Source organism: Flavobacterium branchiicola, assembly GCF_018383905.1.
GTDB lineage: Bacteria > Bacteroidota > Bacteroidia > Flavobacteriales > Flavobacteriaceae > Flavobacterium > Flavobacterium branchiicola.
Genome location: NZ_JAGYWA010000004.1, coordinates 650,674 through 671,370 on the forward strand (window position 1 = coordinate 650,674; position 20,697 = coordinate 671,370).

A 20,697-nucleotide genomic window follows, 5' to 3' on the forward strand; every position below is an offset into this window, starting at 1 on the left:
CAGGATAACATCATTACAAAAAAACTAAAATGAAATATTTATTTGTCCTACTATTAGCGGGTTTAACATCTAATGCTCAAATTCAAAAAGAGCAATTAAATCTTATGCCGTGGCCTCAAAGTGTTGTTTTAAACGATGGGAATTTTGCTTTAACCAAAAATTTTAAAGTTAACATTACCGGAAACCCAAATCCAAGAATTTATGGAGGAGTAACTCGTTTTTTACGTCGCTTAGATGGCAGGACAGGTATATTTTTTGAACAAGGTTTTATCGAAAAATTAAATGAAGTACCAACAGCAGAACTTCAGATTAACTGTACTAAAAGCGGAAAAATTGGTCTATATGAAGATGAAAGTTATCATTTAGATATTAAACAAAACAAAATTACAATAAATGCAACGAGCGATTTAGGGGCTTTACACGGTCTTGAAACCTTATTGCAAATGTTGCAGAATAACAATACATCATTTTATTTTCCGGTTTCTCAAATTTCAGATTTTCCAAGATTTACCTGGAGAGGTTTAATGATTGATGCTTCAAGACATTTTCAGCCAATTGATGTTATCAAAAGAAACATTGACGGACTGTCAGCAATGAAAATGAATGTTTTTCACTGGCATTTAGTAGATGATCAGGGATGGAGAATTGAAATGAAAAAGCATCCGAAGCTAATCCAATTAGCGTCTGATGGAATGTATTATACACAAGAGGAAATTAAAAATATCGTAAAATATGCCGATGAGCGCGGTATTTTAATAGTTCCCGAAATAGATGTTCCTGGTCACGGTTCGGCAATACTTACAGCATATCCGGAAATCGGAAGTAAAGTAATTACATTGACTGGAGGAACTTCCGAAAAAAATATTCAGGGTACAGCAATATCTACCTATGGAATTGAAAGAAATGCAGGTATTTTTTCGCCAACATTAGATCCTTCAAATCCTAAAACATATCAATTGCTAAGCGAAATTTTTGATGAGGTTTGTCCATTATTTACCGGAGCTTATTTCCATATTGGTGGAGATGAAAACGAAGGAAAAGACTGGGATGCAAATCCAAAAATTCAGGAGTTTAAAAAGAAAAATAATTTAACTACAAACCACGAATTGCAGACTTATTTTACGATGCAATTGGTGCCGATGCTTAAAAAACACGGAAAACAATTAATGGGATGGGAAGAGATTTTGACAAAAAACATGTCAAAAGATGCTATTATCCATTCATGGAGAGGACCAAATGAAGGAGTTGTTGCAGGACAATCGTTGGTTGATGCAGTGAAAAAAGGGTATAAAACAGTACTGTCAAACGGTTATTATATTGATTTAATGTATCCGGTTGAAAGTCATTATTTAAATGACCCAATGCCAAAAGGAGCTACTTTATCAGCTGAAGAAAAGGCTAGAATTTTAGGCGGAGAAGCTACAATGTGGACAGAGCTTGCATCATCAACAACGATAGATTCAAGAGTTTGGCCAAGAACCGCTGCAATTGCAGAAAGACTTTGGTCGGCAGAAGATATTACTGATATTGCCAGTATGCGTAAACGTATGGATTATAATTCATTCAGATTGGAGGAATTGGGATTAACACATATTCGTAATAAAGCAGTGATTTTAAGAAATATTGCAAATAACCAAAAGATTAATGCCTTAGAAGAATTTTCAAATGTTTGCGAACCATTAAAAGGATATACGCGTAACAAAGGCGGAACAGAATATCAAATGTATTCTCCATTAACACTTTTTGCTGATGCCTGCGGACCAGATGCAAAAGATGCACTTGCTTTTGATGATGCAGTAGCACAATATTTAAGCAGTAAAACGCCGGAAAATAAAGCTAAAGTAGCAGCATTTTTCAATAAGTGGATTGCTTTAAATAAAGAATTAAATGAATTAAGTGCAAATGCACCGCTTGTACAGCCAGTTCTTCCATTAGCAAAAAAAATAAGTAATGCATCAGAACAAATGCTACTGGTTTTAGACAATAAAACAACTTTAAAAGTTGATGATTTGAAAAACTTAATTGAAGAATGCAATACAAAAGAGCATGCAGATGTTGAGTTGGCAGTTTATAAAAGCCTGAAAAAACTATTATAAAATTTGGTTTGAGTTAGTGATGTTTAGTAAGTTTTGTGATTAGATTATCTGAATTTAATTTATCTCTACCAGAGTTTTTTGGTAGAGATAATTTTAACAAAACACAAAAAAAATCAAACCCGATTTTAAAAGAAAAAATAATTTTAGAACACAAATAACCATAGTAATAACCCTTTAAAACCAAATAGAAAGAATAAAAAAACATGACAAAAAAAGTATTTAAGATTGATGAGTTATCCCCAAATTTATCTGCTTGCGTATTTTATATTAATTTTTTGAAAAAATTATAAATAAATATTTAACCAAGACTATTTGCTATTGATTATGACTAGTTAGTAATAGTAATATTTATCTATAGAATGTAATTTGAGTTTATTTCCAGTCGATTGCAGACTTCCAATTTGCGATTGAGCGAAACCCGGTTGCTTTTTTAGCAGCTGTGGCCCAATTATTTATTTTCTATTAACCAATATTTATTAATTATGAAACATTATTACAGATTGCTCTTTTTGTTACTGTTTCCCTTACTCGCGTTAGCCCAGCCGGCTCACGGAAAAAAAGTAGTGGGGTATTATGCTCAATGGTCTATTTATGCCCGGGATTTCAATGTTCCGAAGATAGATGGAAGTAAATTGACGCATCTAAATTATTCTTTTTACGGGACAACTTACGATCCCGCTCATCCCGAGAATACAAAGTTAAAATGCCTGGATACCTATGCCGATTTTGAGCATATGGAAGGTGGAATTCCTTGGGATGCTCCTGTTAAAGGTAACTTTTATGATTTGAAAAAATTAAAAGAAAAGTATCCACATTTAAAAGTTTTAATTTCTGTAGGCGGATGGACAAAAGGCCAAGATCTTTCTCCGATCGCAGCAAGCCCGGTTGCAAGAGCAGCTTTGGCAGCAGATATGGCAAACTTTATTGTTACTTATCCTTTTATTGATGGTTTCGACATAGATTGGGAATATCCTCTTTCTGGCGGAACCGACGGTACTGAAATTGTGAATGGAGCACCTGTTCCTCCACAAAAATACAGTCCGGATGACAACAAAAATTTAGTGCTTTTATTGAAAGCAATGCGTCAGGCAATGCCAAATAAATTAATCACTATTGCTGCAGGAAACAATGTTAGAAATGTTTCTAAACAGTATTTAGGACCAAATAACAGAGCACAATACGGAATGAGTGAAGATATTTCCACTTACTGCGATTATATCACTTATTTCGGATATGATTTTGGAGGAAACTGGTATGACAAAACATGCTATAATGCTCCTTTATACGCAAGTGGAAATCCAAATGATCCGTTGTATGGTGCAACACAATCAGAATCATTGGACGAATTAACTAATCAATATTTAAATGTAATTGGTTTCCCTGCAAATAAATTAATCATGGGATTACCGTTTTATGGAAAAAAATTCGATCACGTTGCTACTAACTCAACAAACGGATTATTCGTTTCGGCTCCAAGAGATATTGTTGGAGGATGTACAAATCCACAAAATCCAACAGGAACATGGGATGGTGCCGGAGCTTGTGAAAAATCGGGAAGTATCGAGATTTGTGATTTAGTCGGAAATCCGGTTACCAACTCACATGCTTACTTAGATCCAAATACAATGCAGGTAACAGCAAGTGCTGCTTCGGCAGGATGGGTTCGTTATTTTGACAATACTACAAAAGTTCCTTACTTATATAATGCTACTTTAAAACAGTTTATCAGTTATGAAGATAAGCAGTCAATGGATTTAAAAGTACAATACATTAAATCAAAAAACCTTGGGGGAGGTATGATTTGGGAATTGTCTCAGGATACAAGAGGTTCAATTCCAAATTCATTATTAACTCAGGTTGATACTTCATTTGGAAGCGTTGTTCCGGGAACAGTAAGTATTTCTGGTTCTGTAAAAAACGGATCAGCTTTAGTTACAGATGTTACAGTAGAATTACGTGATGCTGCAAATACGGTATTGCAAACAGTGGTTTCAACAACTGGTAACTTTACTTTCAATAATTTAACTTCTGGACAAAATTATAATCTTACAGCTGCAAAAGCGAGTTATACTTTTACTCCGGTAACATTAATAAATGTTACTCAAAATCAAACAGCAGTTATCATCAACGGATCACAGCCAACTTACACCGTAAGCGGAACTGTACTTGACGGAACAACTGCAGTATCTGGAGTTACAGTTTCTGCAACATCAGGTTCAACAGTTTTAACTGCGGTTTCAAATGCAAGTGGTGCTTATAGCATTGCAGGTTTAACAGCGGGTCTTAACTTTACAATTACTGCTGCAAAAACAGGATTTTCATACACACCAACTTCCACAGTTTATAATGCAATTAGTGCAAATAAAACGTTGAATTTCACACAAGGTGCAGCAGTAGTTTATTATACAGTAAGCGGAACAGTTTTGAATACTACAACTCCGGTTTCTGGCGTAACAGTTACAGCATCTTCTACAGGAGGAAATATTACTGCTGTAACAAATGCAAGCGGAACTTATTCATTAAGTTTACCAGCTGCAGGAAATTATACAGTAACAGCGGCTTTAAGCGGACAAACTTTTACACCGGCTTCAACAGTTTATTCTAATCTGAATGCTAATAAAACACTAAACTTCGCACAAGACGTTATTGTAACGACAAGTAAAATTAGCGGAACGGTTAAAAACGGATCAACTCCTGTTGTGGGAGCAAAAGTAGAGCTAGTTTTACCTTGGACAGATAATGCACACAACTGGAAAAGTGTAATTGCAACTACTGACGCACAAGGAAAATACAGTTTTGATAATTCTGTTACAGACGGTTATACTACTGTTACAAGTTTAAAATTAAACACTTGGTCAAACGGAGAAGTAAATTATTACCCAAACAATCTGGCAAACTTTCCTGTTCCGTCAACTCCAACCGTTTACAATTTTAATACAACTTCAACGGCAAGAGTTGCATTAGCGGCAGCGACAAACCTAATCAGCGGAACAGTTAAAAACGGAACTACTCCTGTTTCTGGTGCAAAAGTAGAAATCGTTTTACCTTGGACAGATAGCACACACAACTGGAAAAGCGTTCTGGCAGTAACAGATGCATCAGGAAATTATACTTTCGATAATTCAGTTGTAGCGGGTTATACACAAATTTTAAGTTTGAAACTAAATGGATGGGAAAATGGCGACGTGACTTATTATCCAAATAACTTAGCCAACTTTGCAGTTCCAACAACTCCAACAGTTTATAATTTTAATAGAGAAGCGGTGGTTGCGACTAAACCAGTGGTTACCATTACAGCGCCAACAGCATCTGCGATTGCTATAAATTTAGGATCGGCAATTAATTTTGTTGCAAGTGTTGGATTAAGTGCTACAGATGCCACTACAATTTCATCTGTTGTATTTAGTTTAGATGGACAAACTATAAGTGCTACAAATTCTTCAGGAACTTATACATCAGTTTGGACACCAGTTGCAAATCAGTTTTCGCTTTCTCATACGTTAACTGTTACAGCTACTGCATCAAACGGAACAACAGATTCAAAAACATACAGTTTTACATTAACTTGTTCTGGTGCAAATTGCCCAAATTCGTTACCAGTAATTACTTGGAATTCACCATCAAATACTACTGTAAACCAAAGTACTTTTCAGGTTGTGCCAATTTCAGTTACCGCTGTTGATAGCGACGGAACGGTTTCAGGAGTTACAATTACAATAAACGGAGGTACATATAATATGACAGCAGGAACAAATAATACTTATTCGTATAATTTTACACCAACTGCTTATCAGGATTATCCGGTTGTAATAAAAGCAACAGATAATAAAGCTGCCGTAACTACATTAAACAATACAATTAAAATTGCGACTGTAAGTACTAACAGATTCATTCCGCTTCCATCTAAAGTTCTTTTAGGATACGCACATTCCTGGGAAAATACAGGTGCACCATTTTTATATTTTTCTCAAATGGTGGGAAGTAAGTTTAACGTAGTTGATTATTCTTTCGTAGAAACTGTTAATCGTGATGGTTATACACCAGTATTAACTACAAATGATACTAGATATTTGACCAATGGCGTTTTCAATAAGCAATTGTTGAAAAATGATATCAAATCATTAAGAGATAGTGGAGTTCCGGTTATTGTTTCTATCGGAGGTCAAAACGGTCACGTTGTTTTAGACAATGTAACGCAAAAAAATATTTTTGTAAATGGTTTAAAAGCGATTATTGACGAGTATCAATTTGATGGAGTTGATATTGATTTTGAAGGCGGATCGATGAATTTTAATGCAGGAGGTTTAAGAGATATTTCTTATGCGGGTATTTCTGCTTATCCAAGATTAAAGAACGTAGTAGATGCTTTCAAAGAATTAAAAGCATACTATGGCCCTGGCTTTTTATTAACTGCAGCTCCGGAAACACAATATGTACAAGGTGGATATTCTACTTATACAGATACTTTTGGTTCTTTCTTGCCAATTATTCAAAACTTACGTAATGAAATGGATTTGTTAGCAGTACAATTGTATAATACAGGTGGAGAAAACGGATTAGATGGCCAATATTATGGTTCAGCTAAAAAATCAAACATGGTTACAGCCCTAACCGATATGGTTATAAAAGGGTATAACATTGGTACAACAGGAATGCATTTTGATGGCTTACCAGCTTCAAAAGTTCTTATTGCATTACCAGCATGTCCAAGTGCAGCAGGTAGCGGTTATTTAACTCCGACAGAAGGAATTAATGCCATGCATTATTTAAGAACCGGAACTACTTTTACAGGAAGAACATACACAATGCAGCCAGGCGGACCATATCCTTCTTTAAGAGGTTTAATGACTTGGTCGGTAAACTGGGATGCATCTTCTTGTGGTAATTCATCTGAATTGTCTAAAGCCTATGCCGCTTATTTTGCTTCGCAATCAGCAGCAAAAACATTAGCGCTAGATGATATTTCTTCAAACAGCAGTGTTACAACAGCTTACTTTAAAGGAAGTGCATTGTCTGTAACAAACGATTCTGAAGATATTGCTCAGGTTGAAGTATTCAATACAATCGGACAATCTGTAGCAAGTCACAGAAACGTTCAAAATAATAAAGAAGTAGTGCTTTACAATCAAAGTTTCTCAACTAAACAATTGTTTTTAGTTATTGTAACTGACAAAGCAGGACACAAAAAATCATTCAAAGTAATGAACTTTTTAAACTAAGGTTTTAGTACGATGAATGCAAAATTTAGAAATAAAAAATTGGGGAGGTTAAAATTGAGTTTGGTTATTTATTTTTTAATCTGATTTTATATTTCGAATAAATGCGCAAACTGAGGTGATTTGTTATTTGGTTTTCACCTTGGGGAACGCATTATAAGCCCGACAATTTTATTGTCGGGTTTTTTTTGTTTGTAACAAATTCTAATTTTAAACTTCAAAATAGGGGTCTAAAACTTCTGCAAGTTTATTGAGCCAGTAAAAATTATCATCAATATTCTTTATTTCAGATTTTATGTTTTCATGATCTCGCATGGTAGATAATGAAAGCGCGTAGTTTATTTCGCGTATCATTTTTGCCATTTCTTTACAATCAATTTCATCTGTAAAAAGATTGTTTAATCTAGTCTGAATTTCATTTGAAAGGTTTTGTGTAGTCATAATCTTATGTTTTTTACAAATATATTATTTATGACACAAATTTGTGTCATGTTTCAAAAAAAATATTATGACTTTTGAAATATGAATATTTCAGAAGAAGTTTTTATTACAAATCTTGGGATTCACATTAAGAAATTACGTGAAAAAAAAGGATTATCTCAGCAGAAATTAGCTGATTATTGTGGTATTCCAAGAAATCAGATTGGTAGAATTGAAAGGGCTAAAATAAACACTGGTATAAAAACACTTATTAGAATTGCAAATGCTTTGGATATTGAACTTACTGAATTGCTCAGTCTTCAATCCAAATAAAGAAAAAACCTTAGCGAACTTTGCGTAAACCTTAGCACCTTAGCGGTTAAAAAAACTTTCACTACTTTTGAATTCAAATACAATTGTTTCAGAATCCATGCAGAAATTCATCAGTTTAATTACACTTCTTTTCATATTCACAATAAGCACAGCTCAAAATAAACTCGGAAATCCCGAAGTAGATCCAATTCAAATTCAAAAAACTTTTAGTGATTGGTCTGTTTATCAAAGCAAAAACATTATGCTTTCAAGAGATTTTACGGCGTTGGATGTTCTTTCAAAAGAAATCTCAAAAGAAACATTTTTAGATCAGCTTGCAAACGGAAACTTCATTCCAGTCCGATTAAAATCTGAGCCGAATATTTATGTTTACAAACTATTCAAAATTCAGCCAAAAACAGATACCAGCATAAAAGCAACCATTAACCAAATTGGTTTTGATGCTTATAAAAACTTTAAAATGGAAGGGACGGCATTTCCGCAATTTTCATTTAAAGATTTAAACGGAAATTTGGTTACGAATGAATCAATGAAAGGAAAAATCATTGTTATAAAGTGCTGGTACATTCATTGCACGCCATGTATCAGAGAATTTCCGCAGGTAAATAAATTAGTCGAAGAATACAAAGACCGAAAAGATATCGTCTTCATGAGTTTAGCCGAAGATTCCGTAGAGCAGTTAAAAACGTTTCTGGCAAGAAAACCACTCTCATATTCTGTAATTCCAGACATGAAAGAATACATGAATAATGCTTTACAGTTGAATTCATTCCCAACACATTTTATTTTAAACAAAGAAGGTATGATTTCTAAAGTGCTTCCAAATTTTGAAAGTTTAGAAGTGGCTTTGGCGAAAGAAAGTAAGTTGTAAATAGTTAAATGTTAGATGCAAAAAGTTAGGTGTTTTCTCATTTTTTGTCATTTCGACGAAGGAGAAATCGCACTAGAAACTCTACAAAGATTGGCGACAAACTTTGCGAAATCCCGCGTGCGATTCCTCCTTCGTCGAAATGACAAGATTGGGTAAAATAATAGGTATAAAGTAGAATTTTAATCTTTTATTTCGATAGCTATTAAGAATGAAGTCGAAAAGTTTTCAGGCAAAGTAGCCCCATTTTTGTCATTTCGACGAAGGAGAAATCTCCACGAGAAACTCGACAAAGTATTTACATTTTGCAATTCAACACAATCTTGTCATCCTGACTAAGGAAGGATCTCCACGAGAAACTCCATAAAGATTGGCGACATTTCTGTAGGGAGCCACTTGCGAAGATTTCTCCTTCGTCGAAATGACAATATTGGGTAAAATAATAATTATAAAACAGAATTTTAATTTTGTATTTCTATAGCTATTAAGAATGAAGTCTCAACGTTTTTAGGCAAAGTAACCCCGTTTTTTGTCATTTCGACGAAGGAGAAATCGCACTAGAAACTCTACAAAGATTGGCGACAAACTTTGCGAAATCCCGTGTGCGATTTCTCGTTCCTCGAAATGACAAGATTGGGTAAAATAATAGGTATAAAGTAGAATTTTAATCTTTTATTTCAATAGCTATTAAGAATAAAATCGCAATGTTTTCAGGCAAAGTAGCCCCATTTTTTGTCATTCCGAGGAACGAGGAATCTCCACTAGAAACTCTACAAAGATTGGCTTATTATTACGGAGATACTTACGAAGATCCTTCCTTCGTCAGGATGACAAGTTTGTGTGATAATACTTGTCTTAAAAAAAACTTTGCGTTTTCGCTCCCGATAGATATCGGGATTGCGAGAAACACTATTAACAATAAAAAAACTTAGCACCTTAGCACCTTTGCAACTCTGAACCTTTTTCCTTACTTTTGCACCAAATTAATTAAAAAGACATTCATGTTAACAGTCAATAATTTATCAGTTCAATTTGGCAAACGAATTTTGTTTGACGAAGTAAATACCACATTCACTCACGGAAATATTTACGGCGTTATTGGAGCCAATGGTGCTGGAAAATCAACTTTTCTAAAAATCATTTCAGGTGATATGGACCCAACTTCCGGGCATATTCACTTAGAACCGGGAAAACGTATGTCGGTTTTAACCCAAAATCACAACTTGTTTGATGAACATACGGTTTTGGAAACGGTTTTGATGGGAAATAAAGTTCTGTACGCTGTTAAAAAAGAAATGGATGAACTTTATTTAGACTACAACGACAAAAACGCTGATAGAATAGGGGAGCTTCAAGTTCAGTTTGAAGAAATGAACGGATGGAACGCCGATTCTGATGCTGCGGCAATGTTGTCTAACTTAGGAATTTCAGAATCAGATCATTATACATTAATGTCTGATATGGAAGGAAAAATGAAAGTACGTGTGCTTTTGGCACAGGCACTTTTCGGAAATCCTGATGTATTGATTATGGATGAGCCTACCAACGACTTGGATTTTGAGACCATCGCTTGGTTAGAAAATTTCTTGGCAAACTACGAAAATACTGTAATTGTGGTATCTCACGACCGTCACTTTTTAGATGCGGTTTGTACACATATTTCTGATATTGATTTCGGAAAAATCAATCACTACTCAGGAAACTATACGTTCTGGTACGAGTCTAGCCAATTGGCGGCAAAACAACGTGCGCAGCAAAACAAAAAAGCAGAAGAGAAGAAACAAGAGTTGGAAGAATTTATTCGTCGTTTTAGTGCAAACGTGGCGAAATCGAAGCAAGCAACTTCTCGTAAAAAAATGATTTCTAAATTGAATATTTCTGAAATCAAACCTTCAAGCCGTCGTTACCCTGCGATTATCTTCGATCAGGATCGTGAAGCTGGAGATCAAATTTTAAACGTAGAAAACCTATCTGCATCTGTAGATGGAGAAGTTTTGTTTAAAGATATTAACTTGAATATGGCAAAAGGCGATAAAATCGTTCTTTTCTCTAAAGATTCTCGTGCAACAACGGCTTTCTACGAAATCTTAAACAACGAACAAAAAGCAGATTCTGGAACTTTTGACTGGGGAATTACAACAAACCAGGCGTATTTACCAGCAGAAAACCACGATTTTTTCGAAAATGATTTAAGTTTAGTAGATTGGTTACGTCAATATGCTAAAACGGAAGAAGAGCGTGATGAGGTATTTATTAGAGGTTTCTTAGGAAAAATGATTTTCTCTGGAGAAGAAGCTTTAAAAACATCAAGAGTTTTATCAGGAGGAGAAAAAGTACGTTGTATGTTGTCTAGAATGATGATGGAGCGTGCTAACGTTTTAATGCTTGATGAGCCAACAAATCACTTAGATTTGGAGTCTATTACAGCTTTCAATAACTCTTTGAAAAACTTTAAAGGTTCTGTGATTTTTACAACACATGACCACGAGTTTGCTCAAACTGTAGGTAACCGAATTGTAGAATTAACGCCAAACGGAGTTATCGATCGTTACATGACATTTGATGAATATCTTGATGATGAAAAAATTCAGGAACAAAGAAAAAAGATGTACAATCTTTAAAATTTAAAATTCCAATTATAAAAATCCCAAATTCCAAAAATTCCAATTTTGATCTTACAACTTTGTCAAAGTTTTAAACTTTGACAAAGTTCAACATCCATAAAAAAAATCCCAAACTCCGAGTTTAAATTGGAATTTGGGATTTTTTATTTGTTTATTTTATTATTTGCTGCCGAAAACCTTGGCAATGATGAAAATAACTATCGCAATAATAAAAATTACGATAAATATCCCGAATCCCATTCCGGCTTTAAAAATGTCTCCTATAACTTCGCAGCTTGTAAATGAAAACAGTATTACAAATACCATTAACAATCTTAGTATTTTATTTTGCATGATTCTGAGTTTTTAAATTCAGTATTAAAATTACTTCAGGAATCAGGGAAATGTGTTACAGAATTTTTGGGAAATGTTTTAGGATTTGGAGATGAAATATAATTTAGAGGGGAAATTTATTTCATTGCTTTTTGAATTTTTTCCAATATTTCGATTAGTTTTAAATATTTGTTATTCAAATTAATTTCTTCAGTTTCTAATTCAGCTGTAAGTTGAGTCAATGTTTGGCAATTTGTAAATTTTGAAGATTTGGCATGGTGAAAATTAAAAATGTCTTGAAAATGTTCTTGAAAGTGATCTATGTTTTTTGTTAAGATTGCATATTCAGTAACAATTTGGAAGTATTCAGCAATATTATCATCCAATTTTGTTTCCGTTTCTCTTTGTTGTTGCCCTTTTTCATAATGTTTTTTAAAATCATCTTCATCATTACCAATTTGATACGCCCTTAAGTAATATTGCTTATGAACTTTATACATTGCCAAATCTTTTAAAATTTGGACTATTAAATAAGTTTTTGCACGTCCTCTAGAAATAAGTTTTTGCTGGTTTATCACTTTTTCTTTGCGATTTTTCCATGAATCAATTAATAACTGTGTAACTAATGTAAGTGCAGATCCGATTAATAAGGGACCTATAATATTCCAAATGGAATTATTGTCTTCTTTTTCTTTAGTTAGTTTTTCGACTAATTGGTCAAATGACTTATTAATAATTTCAACTTTTTGTAATGTAGTTTCTTTTTTTGTTACGTTAGGGGTTGAGTTAGAGAAAGATAAGTAAAAGGGAAATATGAGTAATAATAGTAATATTTGTTTCATAAAAATTACGTTGAAATGTTTGGATTAGTTTAAAGATTGTTCACAATTAATTTGTTTTAAATTTAATGTTTTTTATAAATGCAAAATCATCTCTTTGTTTAGCTAAAATATATTTTAATCTCATAAATTACAAAAAGTTAGTAATAAACCTTAAAAGTACGATATTAATCAAAAAATATTTCCAACCCCAACACCCCAACAAATAAAATCAGATTCCGTATATTTGCCCGACCAATCATTACAATTAATTATGAGCCAGAAAGTATTACTTAATTCAAAAGAAGTTACTATTATACTTCACCGTTTGGCTTGTCAGTTAATCGAAAAACATCTTGATTTCTCCAATACTATTTTAGTGGGAATTCAGCCAAGAGGCGTTTTTTTGGCAGAACGTTTAAAACAAATATTAGAAAACGAATATCAGGTTCCGGAGATTTCTTTGGGTTATTTGGATATCACTTTTTTTAGAGATGATTTTCGTCGTACAGAAAAACCACTTGAAGCCAACAAAACTCAAATCAATTTTATAGTCGAAGACAAAAAAGTCATTTTTATAGATGACGTATTGTTTACCGGTCGAAGTATTCGTTCTGCGTTAACAGCCATTCAATCTTTTGGAAGACCTTCAGAAATTGAATTGTTAGTTTTAATAGACAGACGTTTTAGCCGTCATTTACCAATTCAGCCCGATTATCGCGGTCGTCAGGTAGATGCTATTAATGGCGAAAAAGTAATTGTAAGCTGGCAGGAAAATGATGGTGAAGATGTTGTTCACTTAGTGACAAATTAGTTTAATCGGTTAACCGGTTAATTGTTTAATCGGAAAAACCAAACGATTAAACGATTTTAGAAATAAACGATTAAACAAAATATATAAACACACAAGATGAAAGAATTAAGCGTAAATCATTTATTAGGAATCAAATATATCAACGAGAATGATATTAACCTGATTTTTGAAACGGCAGATCATTTTAAAGAAGTCATTAATAGACCGATTAAAAAAGTTCCTTCATTACGAGATATTACCATTGCCAATATTTTCTTCGAAAACAGTACCAGAACCAAACTCTCTTTTGAATTAGCGCAGAAACGTTTATCTGCTGATGTGATCAGTTTTTCTGCAGCTCAGTCATCGGTTAAAAAAGGAGAAACCCTGATTGATACTGTTAATAATATCCTTTCGATGAAAGTGGATATGGTTGTAATGCGCCACTCCAATCCCGGAGCGGCTTATTTTTTATCTAAAAATGTCAAAGCAAGTATCGTAAACGCAGGCGACGGCGCGCACGAACATCCAACTCAGGCTTTATTGGACAGTTATTCTATTAGAGAAAAACTAGGTGATGTTGCCGGAAAAAAAGTAGTTATTGTAGGTGATATTCTGCATTCTAGAGTTGCCTTATCCAATATATATGCTTTGCAAATGCAAGGTGCAGAAGTAAAAGTCTGTGGACCAAAAACATTGATTCCGAGATATATTGAATCGCTTGGTGTTACAGTCGAACCGAATTTAAGAAAGGCCTTAGAATGGTGTGATGTTGCAAATATGCTTCGTGTACAAAACGAACGTATGGATGTAAACTTCTTCCCATCAACTCGTGAATACGCACAACAATACGGAGTAGATAAACCGCTTTTGGATTCGCTAGGAAAAGAAATTGTAATCATGCACCCGGGACCAATCAATAGAGGAGTAGAGATTACTTCTGAAGTTGCTGATTCTGATCATTCTGTAATCTTAAATCAGGTTGAAAATGGTGTAGCGATTAGAATGGCGGTAATTTATTTATTGGCTTCGAAAATACAATAGATTTTTGTTTCAAGTTTCGGGTTTCAAGTTGCGTAACGTTTGTCATTTCGACGTAAGGAGAAATCGCACTTGTTTGTCGATAAAGATTGGCTCATACTTTGCGGAGTTTCTAGTGAGATTTCTCCTTACGTCGAAATGACAAACTGTGTGTACACAAAACCTGAAACTTTAAACCTGAAACTAAAAACAACAAATAAAAAAACTTCGTACATTAGCTGTATAAATTATAAGCCCCACTTATTATAAAATGAAAGTAGATCAAAAAGGACATACCGTTACTATTAAAGATACTCAAGGAGATGTAAATGCTTTCTTGGAAAAAGTAACGCAACAAATTAAAACCTTTGAAAAACACAATATTATAATCGATTTATCTTCGGATGCTGCATTGACAGAAAAAGATTTGAAACTTTTTCTTCCTCTTTCAAAGGCACAGAAAAAAGCAAAAAAGTCGTTTGTAATTGTTGTTTCTGATCTTGATTTTAATGCTATTTCAGATAAATTACTGGTGGTTCCGTCACTTTTGGAAGCACACGATATTATCGAAATGGAAGAAATAGAAAGAGACCTCGGATTTTAAATATTGGTTTAATTGTTTATTCGTTCAACCGTTTAATCGATTTGATTTAATTTTAGACGATTAAACGATTTACCAAATAAACGAATAAACAATTGAGACTAACAATACTTGGCTGTTATGCCGCTACTCCCAGAACTATTACTAACCCGACTGCGCAGGTTTTAGAAATTAAGAATCGTTTATTTTTAATTGACTGCGGGGAAGGAACACAGGTTCAGCTTCGAAAGAACAAAATTAAATTCTCAAAAATTAACCACATTTTTATTTCCCATCTTCATGGGGATCATTTGTATGGATTAATTGGAACCATTTCGACTTTTTCTCTTTTGGGAAGAACTACCGATTTGCATATTTATGGGCCAAAAGGAATCAAAGAACTTATTCTTCTTCAGTTAAAATTAACGGAATCCTGGACGACTTATAATTTGTTTTTCCACGAATTAGAGTCTAAAGAAAGTGAAGTTATTTTTGAAGATAAAAAAGTGATTGTAAAGACAATTCCGCTGAAACATCGCGTTTATACTAATGGATATCTTTTTGAAGAAAAACCGGATGAAAGAAAGCTAAATGTTGAAGCAGTTCAGAAATATGATATTCACGTTGCTTATTATCAAAAGATAAAAAACGGAAGTGATATTACACTAGATAACGGAACTGTAATTGCAAATGAGCTTCTTACTTTTGATCCTGAAAAGCCAAAAAGTTATGCGTTTTGCTCTGACACTGTTTATCACGAAGCTGTACTACCGATAATCAAAGATGTGGATGTGCTGTATCATGAGTCTACTTTTTTGGAAGCGGAAGCTGCACTGGCACAAAAAACATTGCATTCAACGGCAAAAGAAGCGGCAAGAATAGCATTAAAAGCAAATGTAAAGCATTTGGTTTTAGGGCATTATTCTACACGATATGACGGTATTGAACGTTTTAAAGAAGAAGCTCTGGAAGTTTTCCCAAATGTACTTTTAGGAAATGATGGAGTGAGTTTTGAATTTTGATTTTAAAAGAGACTAAGGTTCTGAGATGCTGAGGTTCTAAGTTTTTTTGGATTGTCAGGCTGAGCGTAGTCGAAGCCCTCGTTTGAAAATTAAATCCTGTAACAAAAGTCCTTCTCCCGAAGACTCTGGATCGCTCAGGATGACAACGTGAAAAACCTAAAACTTGAAACTTTAAACCTGACCCGAGGCTGAAAGCCGAACTGGCGAAGCAAACAAAAAAATCTAAGAAAGTCTAACAATCTAAGAAAGTCTAAAAAATGAATGATTTAAGCAATTATAGAAGATCTTACGAGAAAAGTGAATTACTGGAAACCAATATTCCGGAAGATCCAATTAATCTTTTTAACCGTTGGTTTCACGAAGTGGAAGATTTTGGAGGAAGCGGTGAAGTAAATGCCATGACAGTTTCGACGATTGGGCTGGATGGTTTTCCGAAATCGCGTGTTGTTTTGCTGAAGAAATTTTCTGAGGAAGGTTTTATATTTTACACCAATTATGATTCAGAAAAAGGAAAAGCGATTGCCAATAACCCAAATGTGTGTTTGTCTTTTTTCTGGCAGGAAATGGAACGTCAGGTAATTATTAAAGGTATTGCAGAAAAGACTTCTGAGAATATTTCAGATGGTTATTTTGATTCGCGTCCGGATGGAAGTAAGTTAGGTGCAATTGTTTCGCATCAGAGTGAAGTGATTCCGTCGAGAGATTTTTTAGAAGAAAACTTAAAGAAGCTGGAAGCTGAATTTGAAGGAAAATCAATTCCGAGACCACAAAACTGGGGAGGATTTATTGTGACTCCATTGCAGGTTGAATTTTGGCAGGGAAGGCCAAACAGACTGCATGACAGAATACGTTATACAAGCCAATCTGACTTTTCGTGGAAGATTGAGCGTCTATCTTCTTAAAATGTAAGATTATTCTATATTAAAATAAAAAATACGTGTAGTTCGTCGATTAATTTTGTAGTTTAACGGTAAAATGAATATGTTTGAAATAGAAAAACAAAAACTATTCATTTAAAAATAAATTTAAAGGATTTGCCCCAACATTTACTTTAAACCGCTAAAATGCTGTTGATTATGAAAAAGATTATGCGCACCATGTTGTTCATTGCGATTTTAGTCGCAATGAACGCATGTTCTGCTGACACTGCCGAAGGTTCTACTACTGATACTGCTTCAACTGAAGCTATGGTAAAAGACTATTCTTATAATGATTCTGAGGTCGAAACGATGCAATTAATAAATGATTACCGCGTAAGTGTTGGTCTTAATGCATTGCAAAGAATAAACCATATTTCTTTTAAATGTGAAGAGCATAACGATTATATGATTGCGAATAATGTTGTCGATCATAATGATTTTGTATCCCGTTCTGATAATATGATTAAAGTTCTTGGTGCCAAAAAAGTAGGTGAGAATGTTGCTTATAACTACAAAACGTCTCAAGCTGCTGTGAAAGCCTGGTTAGAAAGCCCGGGACACAAAGAAAATATCGAAGGAGACTTTACGCATTTTGGTTTATCTGTTACGGTTGATGCTAAAACAGGTAAAAAATATTATACTAATATATTTGTCAAAATTTAAGATATTAATTTAAAGACTGGTTGGTTTTTAGTGATCGTTGTAATTCTTAGGAATGCAACGATTTTTTTGTATAAAAAAAGCTGCCCTGAGAGACAGCTTTTTATGGTTTATAATGATTGTGTAATTAACTAAAGCGCAGTGATTATAAATTCACTTCGTCTGTTCATTTGATGTTCTTCTTCGGTACACGGTACATCATCAGAACATCTGTTTACAAGTTGTGTTTCGCCGTATCCTTTTCCAGTTAATCTATTGGCAGAAATACCGTTGCTTATTAACCATTTGATAGTAGATTTTGCTCTTCTGTCAGATAAGGCTTCATTGTATTGATGTGTTGCTCTACTGTCTGTGTGTGAACGGATATCAAGTTTCATTCCAGGATAATCATTCATTACTGCCAGTATTTTTTCTAAGTCTAAAGCAGCTTCACGACGAATGTTTGATTTATCAAGATCGAAGTAAATCATTTTTATACCGAAGCATTTTCCAAGATCATCACCAACTGTTACACGACATTTGCTTTTAGCCAATGCAAGGGACTGAGTTGTTTTTCCTGAAGTTTTGTCGATGGTTACGCTCACTTCTTTGGTTTCGTAATTTTCTTTTTCAGCTCTTACATTATAGGTTTTACCACATTCTACAGGTAAAACATAATTTCCTGACCCGTCAGCAATAGTGGTGCTCAAAACTTCCTGATTATCATAAAGCGAAACTTTTGCTCCCGGCAGCGGTTCTTTGGTATCAATATCGGTAATCGTTCCGTTTAATTCCTGAATACATTTCAGACGTCTTGTTTCAAGGAAGGTATAAATATCATCAGAACCAAGTCCGCCATCTTTATTTGAACTAAAATAACCTTGTCGTGTCGTAGGGTCAATAATATAAGCGAAGTCATCTTTAGGAGAATTGATATCGGCACCAAGGTTTTGGATATTGCCTATTTTGCCATTGCGATCAAACTCTGCTACGAAAACGTCCAGACCTCCAAGTCCCGGATGACCATCTGAGGCGAAGTAAATTTCGCCATCGTTGGTAAGATACGGGAATGTTTCTTTTCCTTCGGTATTAATGCCAGCTCCTAAATTTTCGGGAGTTCCAAAACTTCCGTCCGGGTTTATACTTACTTTGTAAAGGTCAGATTGTCCAATTGATCCGGGCATATCTGAGGCAAAGTAAAGTGTTTTTTCATCATCACTAAGTGCCGGATGTGCTGTACTGTATTTATCACTTGTAAATGGAAGCGCCGTTACATTGGTCCATTTTCCATTTTCATTGGTGGCTTTATATATTTTTACTAAAGTAGCTTTGTTATCATCTTTTCCTTTTTTTCCATCTAAAAAATTATTTCTTGTAAAGTAGATTGTTTTACCATCTTTTGTAAAAACCGGAGAAGCATCATGAAATTTGGTGTTCAGAGCATTCTTGATTTTATTTACTTTAGAAGGTGTATTGGTGCTTTGATCGATATCGGCAAAGTAAAGATTGGTAAAATATTCGCCTGTCCATTTGTGTTTTCTCTGAGAGAAATTCCCTGTATCTCTGGCAGAGGCAAAATATAGTTTATTGTCGTATACAAAGGAACCATAGTCGGAATATTTGGAGTTAATGCCTGCATCCTGAATTTTATAGCGTCCTGAATTGGCTTTAATCTGATCCAGATAGTTTACATCTTCTTTATACAGTTTTGCTCTATTGTCTGTTTTGAACTTGGCATCAAATTCATCAAGAATTTTATTTGCTTTAGAAGTGTCGCCAATTGATTTTAAGGACTGAGCATATCTGTAATAATATTCAGGTTCTACTTCAGTATTCATGGCAAATAGTTCGTTGTACCATTTTGCAGCACCTTCAAAATTAGAATTAAAATAGTAAGAATTTCCAAGTTTTTTAAACATGTCCTCAGATTTATACCCTTTTTCTGCTACTTTTTCGTACGTTTTTATCGCGTCAACATAAGCGTAGTTGTCATATTTTTTATCGGCAGCATTTATTTTTGATTGCTGCGAATAACTTTTAAATGAAAAGACACTTATAAATGTTAGGCAAAGGAAAATACAATTTTTCATAATAATTATTTTTAGAAGAAACGAGGAGTAGTAATTTTACCATTGTTTTTGAAGAACTCGTAGCGCAGGAATATCTCGTGAGATCCTGAGTTATAATTATTTAAGTTTGTGGTTTCACGATCGTAACCATAACCTAAATAAAGACCGTCTGTGATTTGAAATCCAACCATAGCACTTAAAGAAGCGCTCCATCTGTAAGCTACACCCACCATAAATTTATCGTAGAACATAAAATTGGCAGAAAGGTCAACTTGTAATGGTGCTCCTTCGACCATTTTAGTTAAAACAGCAGGTTTGAATTTATAGTATTGATATTTATCAAGATCAAATACATAACCAGCCATAAAATAGTAATTGATTTTATCTTTGTAAATAGCGACATCATTATCGTCGTAGCGATTTGTTTCGATAAAATTAGGTACAGATAAACCAAGGTATGCTTTGTCTGAGTGCCAGTAAACCCCGGCTCCAACATTTGGAGTAAACTTGTTGTCCAGATCCTGAAATTGTGGATCTCCCTGATCTGAAGGGTTTAATTTGGTTACGTCCAGATTGAATATATTGGCTGTTCCTTTGATACCAAATGACAGTTTGAAATCTGCAGATGTTTGTACTGTGTAAGATACGTCTACAGAAATATTATTCTCATTTGTAGGTCCAATTTTGTCATTTACCAATGAAGCTCCTACACCCAGATTACTATTGTTTATTGGTGTATTTACAGAGAAACTGCTTGTTTCTGGTGCGCCATCAAGTCCAACCCATTGTGTACGGTATAAACCAAATACACTTAAAACTCCACGAGAACCTGCGTATGCAGGATTTATGTTTATTGTGTTGTACATGTATTGCGTATATTGAGCGTCTTGCTGCGCATGACCTGCAATTGTTACAAACAGAATGACGAAGTAAAATAATTTTGTTCTCATAGTAGATATTTATTATT

16 protein-coding genes are annotated in these 20,697 nt (G+C 34.2%); 12 read left to right on the forward strand and 4 right to left on the reverse strand.

Annotated elements, in window-relative coordinates:
• The first annotated feature begins 29 nt into the window (after positions 1-29).
• Both KHA98_RS12825 and chiA read left to right on the forward strand, forming a co-directional pair.
• Positions 30-2,096 (forward strand): beta-N-acetylhexosaminidase, encoded by a 2,067-nt coding sequence (locus KHA98_RS12825; RefSeq protein ID WP_213258325.1) that lies wholly within the window; start codon positions 30-32, stop codon positions 2,094-2,096.
• A gap of 482 nt (positions 2,097-2,578) precedes the next feature.
• Positions 2,579-7,315 carry a T9SS-translocated chitinase ChiA gene (gene chiA / locus KHA98_RS12830; RefSeq protein ID WP_213258326.1) on the forward strand — a complete coding sequence of 1,579 codons (4,737 nt, stop codon included), beginning with the start codon at positions 2,579-2,581 and terminating at the stop codon, positions 7,313-7,315.
• Positions 7,316-7,522: 207 nt separating this feature from the next.
• Here chiA and KHA98_RS12835 read toward each other — a convergent pair whose 3' ends face one another.
• A complete protein-coding gene (locus KHA98_RS12835) occupies positions 7,523-7,753 on the reverse strand; it encodes a hypothetical protein (RefSeq protein WP_213258327.1) in 231 nt (76 codons plus the stop codon).
• Between the two features lie 81 nt (positions 7,754-7,834).
• Between KHA98_RS12835 and KHA98_RS12840 the strand changes: the two genes are divergently transcribed.
• From KHA98_RS12840 to KHA98_RS12855, 4 genes are all read left to right on the forward strand, one after another.
• The gene (locus KHA98_RS12840; RefSeq protein ID WP_213258328.1) at positions 7,835-8,065 is read left to right on the forward strand and encodes a helix-turn-helix domain-containing protein; all 231 of its coding nucleotides are present in this window, start codon (positions 7,835-7,837) and stop codon (positions 8,063-8,065) included.
• Between the two features lie 67 nt (positions 8,066-8,132).
• Positions 8,133-8,936, forward strand: coding sequence for a TlpA family protein disulfide reductase (locus KHA98_RS12845; protein WP_246522314.1), 804 nt, complete (start codon positions 8,133-8,135; stop codon positions 8,934-8,936).
• A 998-nt stretch (positions 8,937-9,934) separates the two neighbouring features.
• Positions 9,935-11,554 carry an ABC-F family ATP-binding cassette domain-containing protein gene (locus KHA98_RS12850; protein ID WP_213258329.1) on the forward strand — a complete coding sequence of 540 codons (1,620 nt, stop codon included), beginning with the start codon at positions 9,935-9,937 and terminating at the stop codon, positions 11,552-11,554.
• 187 nt (positions 11,555-11,741) lie between these two features.
• Positions 11,742-11,906, forward strand: a complete 165-nt coding sequence (locus KHA98_RS12855) for a hypothetical protein (RefSeq protein ID WP_213258330.1) — start codon at positions 11,742-11,744, stop codon at positions 11,904-11,906.
• 100 nt (positions 11,907-12,006) lie between these two features.
• Here KHA98_RS12855 and KHA98_RS12860 read toward each other — a convergent pair whose 3' ends face one another.
• Positions 12,007-12,711, reverse strand: a complete 705-nt coding sequence (locus KHA98_RS12860) for a hypothetical protein (protein WP_213258331.1) — start codon at positions 12,709-12,711, stop codon at positions 12,007-12,009.
• Positions 12,712-12,961: 250 nt separating this feature from the next.
• Between KHA98_RS12860 and pyrR the strand changes: the two genes are divergently transcribed.
• The 6 genes from pyrR to KHA98_RS12890 all read left to right on the forward strand — a co-directional run bounded on the left by pyrR (position 12,962) and on the right by KHA98_RS12890 (position 17,685).
• Positions 12,962-13,501, forward strand: coding sequence for a bifunctional pyr operon transcriptional regulator/uracil phosphoribosyltransferase PyrR (gene pyrR, locus KHA98_RS12865; protein WP_125722863.1), 540 nt, complete (start codon positions 12,962-12,964; stop codon positions 13,499-13,501).
• Between the two features lie 96 nt (positions 13,502-13,597).
• Positions 13,598-14,524, forward strand: coding sequence for an aspartate carbamoyltransferase catalytic subunit (locus KHA98_RS12870; protein ID WP_029273654.1), 927 nt, complete (start codon positions 13,598-13,600; stop codon positions 14,522-14,524).
• Positions 14,525-14,771: 247 nt separating this feature from the next.
• On the forward strand, positions 14,772-15,104 hold the full coding sequence (locus tag KHA98_RS12875) for a ribonuclease Z (protein WP_213258332.1): 333 nt from the start codon (positions 14,772-14,774) through the stop codon (positions 15,102-15,104).
• A gap of 92 nt (positions 15,105-15,196) precedes the next feature.
• Complete coding sequence (locus KHA98_RS12880; protein ID WP_213258333.1) at positions 15,197-16,102, forward strand: ribonuclease Z; 906 nt, start codon at positions 15,197-15,199, stop codon at positions 16,100-16,102.
• 257 nt (positions 16,103-16,359) lie between these two features.
• The gene (gene pdxH / locus KHA98_RS12885) at positions 16,360-17,004 is read left to right on the forward strand and encodes a pyridoxamine 5'-phosphate oxidase (RefSeq protein ID WP_213258334.1); all 645 of its coding nucleotides are present in this window, start codon (positions 16,360-16,362) and stop codon (positions 17,002-17,004) included.
• Positions 17,005-17,178: 174 nt separating this feature from the next.
• Positions 17,179-17,685, forward strand: a complete 507-nt coding sequence (locus KHA98_RS12890) for a CAP domain-containing protein (protein ID WP_213258335.1) — start codon at positions 17,179-17,181, stop codon at positions 17,683-17,685.
• Between the two features lie 128 nt (positions 17,686-17,813).
• Here the strand turns inward: KHA98_RS12890 and KHA98_RS12895 are convergent, their stop codons facing one another.
• Positions 17,814-19,751 carry an OmpA family protein gene (locus tag KHA98_RS12895; protein ID WP_213258336.1) on the reverse strand — a complete coding sequence of 646 codons (1,938 nt, stop codon included), beginning with the start codon at positions 19,749-19,751 and terminating at the stop codon, positions 17,814-17,816.
• 11 nt (positions 19,752-19,762) lie between these two features.
• Positions 19,763-20,680: a PorP/SprF family type IX secretion system membrane protein gene (locus KHA98_RS12900; protein ID WP_213258337.1), complete on the reverse strand. Its 918-nt coding sequence runs from the start codon at positions 20,678-20,680 to the stop codon at positions 19,763-19,765.
• Positions 20,681-20,697: the final 17 nt, after the last annotated feature.